This is a genomic window from Microbacterium sp. (assembly GCF_051953575.1).
In the GTDB taxonomy this organism is placed as follows: Bacteria; Actinomycetota; Actinomycetes; order Actinomycetales; family Microbacteriaceae; genus Microbacterium.
The window spans coordinates 1-4,843 of sequence record NZ_JBQCIP010000107.1; the positions used below are offsets into that span (position 1 = coordinate 1).

Here is a 4,843-nt window from a genome sequence, read left to right on the forward strand (position 1 = left end):
CACCAAGCGTGACGACGTCGAGCGCGGCCAGGTCGTCGTGAAGCCCGGTTCGGTCACCCCGCACACCAACTTCGAGGGCACGGCGTACATCCTGTCCAAGGAGGAGGGCGGCCGTCACAACCCGTTCTTCACGAACTACCGTCCGCAGTTCTACTTCCGCACCACCGACGTCACCGGCGTCATCACGCTGCCCGAGGGCACCGAGATGGTCATGCCCGGCGACACCACCGACATGACGGTCGAGCTGATCCAGCCGATCGCCATGGAGGAGGGCCTCGGCTACGCGATCCGTGAGGGTGGCCGCACCGTCGGCGCCGGCACGGTCACGAAGATCCTCAAGTAAGTCTTCCGACTCACTGAACGAACGCCCCCGAGCATCGCTCGGGGGCGTTCGTCGTGCCAGGCGCGGAACGCCGAGGGTGCGTCTTCGAGGGCTTCCGCCGGCGGCATCCCTCCCGCCAGAATGTGACGTGGCGCCGCACTCGGGGGCGCGAAGGAGTGAGCATGGGCGGATTCGACGACCTGGTCAACCAGGGCAAGCAGCTCTATGAGCAGAACAAGGACAAGATCGACGACTTCCTGAAGTCGGAGCAAGCGGAGGGCATCAGCGACCAGGTACTCGATGGGGCGTCGGACCTCGCCAAGAAGGTCGTGCCGGAGGAGCATCACGGCACAGTCGACGATGTCCGCGGAAAAGTCGACGGAGCGGTCGGCAACCAATAGAGCGGCATTCATGCGGAAGCGGCCCGGGAAGTCCCGGGCCGCTCCCTCATCCGCCGGTGGCTGAGATCGTGCGTTTGGGGACCGCCGTCTCAGCTCACTCGCGCGGAGACCTGTGCCTCGACGTTCGCGCCGTGTCGGCTCATCCACTCCACCAACTTCCGGTCGAACTCCACCGCGTCGAATCGGTGGGCGTGCTCGACGATCGCCCCACGGTCCAGGTCGAAGCTCCGCGTGGCCGCCGCTGTCAGCTCGCTGCGCGAGCGCGGGTCGAAGAGCGCACCGCCGACGCCATCCTCGATGGACTCGCTGGCGCCACCCAGGCGGTTCGCGATCACCGGGGTGCCGGCCGCCATGGCCTCGACCGCAACGATCCCGAAGTCTTCGACCGGTGGGAACACGAAGAGACTGGCGCGTTCCATCAGGGCGAAGACCATCGCGTCGGATGGAGCGACCTCAACGCGCACGGGCACCCTTGCCGCCTCGCCCCTCGCCCGCAGTTCCTGTTCGAGAGGGCCGAACCCCGCGAGCACCACCGGCAGCCCGAGGGCCACACCGGCCTCGATGACGAGGTCGAGTCGCTTGTACGGGATGAAACGCGACACTCCGAGGACGAACTGCTCGGGCAGGGCATCTAGGATGCGCCTCTCCTCATCGCTGAGCTGCCCGCGCCATGCCCCGGACGCGATGTGCTCGACCTCGACCGGGGGATGGATGACTGACGCCTCGGCCCCCCAAGCGCGCTCGATCCGGCGGGCGACGAACCGGCTGTTGGCGGCGATCGCGGTCGCACGCGACGCCGTCCGGCGGTCGAGAGCCCGCAGGGGCGGCGCCGCGATTCGTGCGGCGAGGTTGTCGCCCCGGCCGTCGAGCTCGGGTGCCCACAGATAGCGGGCAGGAGTGTGTGCGTAGACGAAGGTCGGCATCGCGTCGTCAGTGAATCGCACGTGATGCGCGAAGGCGTGTGATGCGATGAGCGCCCAGTCGCCGGCGATCTGGCGCGGGATGCGCCACGTCAGCGGCATGACCGGCAGCGCGAGCGCCTTGTGCCGGCGCAGCGGTGTCCGAGCCAGCCAGGTCTCGCGCACCTTGCGCCCCGAGTGACGGTTCGGCGCATCGTTCCAGAGACAGAGCATCCCCGCGTCGGGGAACAGGCCCGCAACGCGGTCGAGCACCTTCTCGGCGCCGCCCACCGCCTCGATCCACTCCGTGACGAGAAGTCCGCTCATGCTGCCGTCCTCCCCGGGAGCAGTGCCGCCCGCGCGGTGCGCAGCAGAATGACGAAATCACCCGCGAGGGTCCAGTTGTCGACGTAGGACAGATCGAGCCGTACCGACTCCTCCCACGACAGCGTCGAGCGACCGCTCACCTGCCAGAGGCCCGTTATGCCGGGCTTGACCATGAAGCGCCGGTGCACGTGGTCGGCATACCGGGCGACCTCGCGGGGGAGTGGGGGGCGTGGCCCGACGAGCGACATGGATCCCGTGAGGACGTTGAGGAGCTGCGGGAGCTCATCGAGGCTGTAGCGACGAAGGAAGCGGCCTATCGGCGTGACGCGGGGGTCCTCCATCATCTTGAAGAGGATCTCGTTCCCCGCATCGCGACCGGTCTCGACTTCAGCCAGCCGCTGTTCTGCGTCGGTCACCATCGTGCGGAACTTGACCATCGGAAAGGAACGGCCGTCCAGTCCGACACGGGTCTGCCAGAACAGCGCGGGGCCCGAGGTCGTCGCCCGGACGGCGAAGGCCAGCGCCGCCATCAGCGGCGACAGGAGGATCAGGGCCAGGCCGCTCACCAGGATGTCGGCGGCCCGCTTCAGGAAGCGCTGGCCCTTGCTGTAGCGGGGCGTCTCGACATGGATCAGGGGGAGTCCGGCCACGGGGCGCGTGTGGATGCGCGGGCCGACGATGTCGGCGATGTTCGGGGCCAGGATGAGGTGACGGCGATCGGCTTCGAGGGCCCACGAGATGCGCTTGACCCCCGACGGAGGCAGCTCGTCGGTGCTGGTGACGGCGACGGTATCGGCGTCGACCGCGTCGAGCACATCCAGCACGCTCCCGATGTCCCCGCACACGGGGATGTCGGTCCCGGGCACCACGGCTCCGGCGACGCCCTCGGGGACGCACGCGCCGACCACCCGGTAGCCCGCACTCGGTGTGCGGCGCAGAGCCTCGGCGATCTGCGCGACCGACGCGCGCGACCCGACGAGGAGCACCCGCGCACTCCACCCGCCATTGGCGCGCTCGGCGATCAGCCACCGCCGCCAGACCCAGCGCTCGATGAGGAGGATGGCGACGCCTGCGGGGAAGCTGATCAGGAGATATCCGCGGGCGACGTCGACACGCAGGAGGAACGCGAGGATGGCGATGATGCCGAACAGGCGGGTGCTCACCGAGACGATCCGGGTGTATTCGCTGGAGCCGCTGCCGACGATCCTGGCGGCGCGGGAGTCTGCCAGGCTCAGGGCCCACATCCAGGCCACGAGCAGGCCCGTGGAGAAGCCCCAGTACGACAGCTCGCTGAGTACGGAGTCCTCGCGGACGACGACGTCCGTGGTGCCGAGGCCGAACCATGCGATCTGCGTGCCGAACACGACCGCGGCGAGCACCGCAAGATCGCTCAGCCACAGGCGGCGCGCGTACCGGTCGCGCCAATGGTCGCTCGCGCGGCTGTAGCCCGCAGGTACGCCGATGGTGCCAGAGCCGCCCTCCCCGGTGGACCCTCGCTTGGTCGAACGACCTTGATATGCGTCGCCGTACGGCTGCTGTGCCGCGTCGACGAAATTCGACGCCACTGCTCCCCTTCCCCAGCGCAACCCCGCGCAGGATTCGGGTCACTGCATGCCGGCGAAATTTCCCAGTTCGCCGCGGGTTGCGTGAAGTCATTCTGCCACGACCTCGCGAATGCGGGAAGCGCGGGTTGAGACGGTCTCCGGCCGAGAGGGAGCGCCGGCTGAGAAACGGCCGAGCATACCCGCGTCGCGACACGCCCGAGTTTGCGACACGCCCGGGCCGCACGTAGACTAGTGAGGTTCCACATTCCAGTGCCCCTCTTGGCGTGCGCTGGATCACTGCCAGGGCAGTGCATAGGCAGCGCAACGCGCAGGGTCCTAGGCCGCGGGCAGCAGAACCACCACATCCAGAATCCACTTCCAGCGGAGCCCTGCTTCGCGCGGGCGGAGAACGGATGCCGGGGAGCAGCGCTTCGGCGCGGCATCCGGATTGACAGCAGAACAGCGGTGCAGCACGCCCCGCGCAAGCGGTGCAGAAGTGCCAGGGCGCTCAGCGCCCACGTGCGTCCAATGCCACAGGGGTATGACGCGAGAAAGAGAGTGAGCAGACAATGGCGGGACAGAAGATCCGCATTCGCCTGAAGTCGTACGACCACGAGGTCATCGACTCGTCGGCGCGCAAGATCGTCGACACCGTGACCCGTGCGGGCGCGACGGTCGTGGGCCCGGTGCCCCTTCCGACCGAGAAGAACGTGATCGCCGTGATCCGTTCGCCTCACAAGTACAAGGACAGCCGCGAGCACTTCGAGATGCGCACCCACAAGCGTCTGATCGACATCATCGACCCGACGCCCAAGGCTGTCGACTCGCTGATGCGTCTCGACCTCCCGGCCGATGTCAACATCGAGATCAAGCTCTGAGGTTCGACATGGCTGACATCAACTCCAAGGTTTCCAAGGGCATGCTGGGCACGAAGCTCGGCATGACCCAGGTGTGGAACGAGAACGGCAAGCTCGTTCCCGTCACCGTCATCGAGCTCGCGCCGAACGTGGTCACGCAGATCCGTACGCCCGAGAAGGACGGCTACAACGCCGTGCAGATCGCGTACGGCCAGATCGACCCCCGCAAGGTGAACAAGCCCCTCTCGGCTCACTTCGAGGCAGCCGGCGTCACGCCGCGTCGCCACGTGACCGAGATCCGCACGGCCGACGCCGCCGACTACTCGCTGGGCCAGGAGCTCACGGTGGACGGCACGTTCGAGGCCGGCCAGCTCGTCGACGTCGTCGGCACGAGCAAGGGCAAGGGCACCGCCGGTGTCATGAAGCGCCACAACTTCAAGGGCGTCTCCGCCTCGCACGGTGCGCACCGCAACCACCGCAAGCCCGGTTCGAT

At 67.9% G+C, this 4,843-nt stretch carries 5 protein-coding genes and 1 pseudogene; 4 read left to right on the forward strand and 2 right to left on the reverse strand.

Translation table 11 applies throughout. The features are described from left to right. Both ACTHNQ_RS07050 and ACTHNQ_RS07055 read left to right on the forward strand, forming a co-directional pair. Window positions 1–343: pseudogene (locus tag ACTHNQ_RS07050) on the forward strand (elongation factor Tu); the annotation flags it as partial. A gap of 161 nt (window positions 344–504) precedes the next feature. Continuing rightward, window positions 505–723 (forward strand): hypothetical protein, encoded by a 219-nt coding sequence (locus ACTHNQ_RS07055; protein WP_440332317.1) that lies wholly within the window; start codon window positions 505–507, stop codon window positions 721–723. Window positions 724–812: 89 nt separating this feature from the next. On the opposite strand, the gene ACTHNQ_RS07060 is transcribed toward ACTHNQ_RS07055, so the two are convergent. Next, window positions 813–1,949, reverse strand: a complete 1,137-nt coding sequence (locus tag ACTHNQ_RS07060; RefSeq protein WP_440332319.1) for a glycosyltransferase — start codon at window positions 1,947–1,949, stop codon at window positions 813–815. Further along, window positions 1,946–3,514, reverse strand: a complete 1,569-nt coding sequence (locus ACTHNQ_RS07065) for a sugar transferase (RefSeq protein ID WP_440332320.1) — start codon at window positions 3,512–3,514, stop codon at window positions 1,946–1,948. Before ACTHNQ_RS07065 ends, ACTHNQ_RS07060 begins: the two co-directional genes overlap by 4 nt. A gap of 548 nt (window positions 3,515–4,062) precedes the next feature. Here ACTHNQ_RS07065 and rpsJ point away from each other — a divergent pair. Together rpsJ and rplC are read left to right on the forward strand one after the other, a co-directional pair. Continuing rightward, window positions 4,063–4,371 (forward strand): 30S ribosomal protein S10, encoded by a 309-nt coding sequence (gene rpsJ / locus ACTHNQ_RS07070; protein ID WP_018171443.1) that lies wholly within the window; start codon window positions 4,063–4,065, stop codon window positions 4,369–4,371. An 8-nt stretch (window positions 4,372–4,379) separates the two neighbouring features. Then, window positions 4,380–4,843, forward strand: a 464-nt coding sequence (gene rplC, locus ACTHNQ_RS07075; protein ID WP_440332323.1) for a 50S ribosomal protein L3, incomplete at its 3' end; no start/stop codon positions are given.

Coding starts and splice junctions, on each gene's coding strand:
- ACTHNQ_RS07055 (WP_440332317.1), top strand. CDS start 505: ATGGGCGGATTCGACGACCTGGTCAACCAGGGCAAGCAGCTCTATGAG.
- rpsJ (WP_018171443.1), top strand. CDS start 4,063: ATGGCGGGACAGAAGATCCGCATTCGCCTGAAGTCGTACGACCACGAG.
- ACTHNQ_RS07060 (WP_440332319.1), bottom strand. CDS start 1,949: ATGAGCGGACTTCTCGTCACGGAGTGGATCGAGGCGGTGGGCGGCGCC.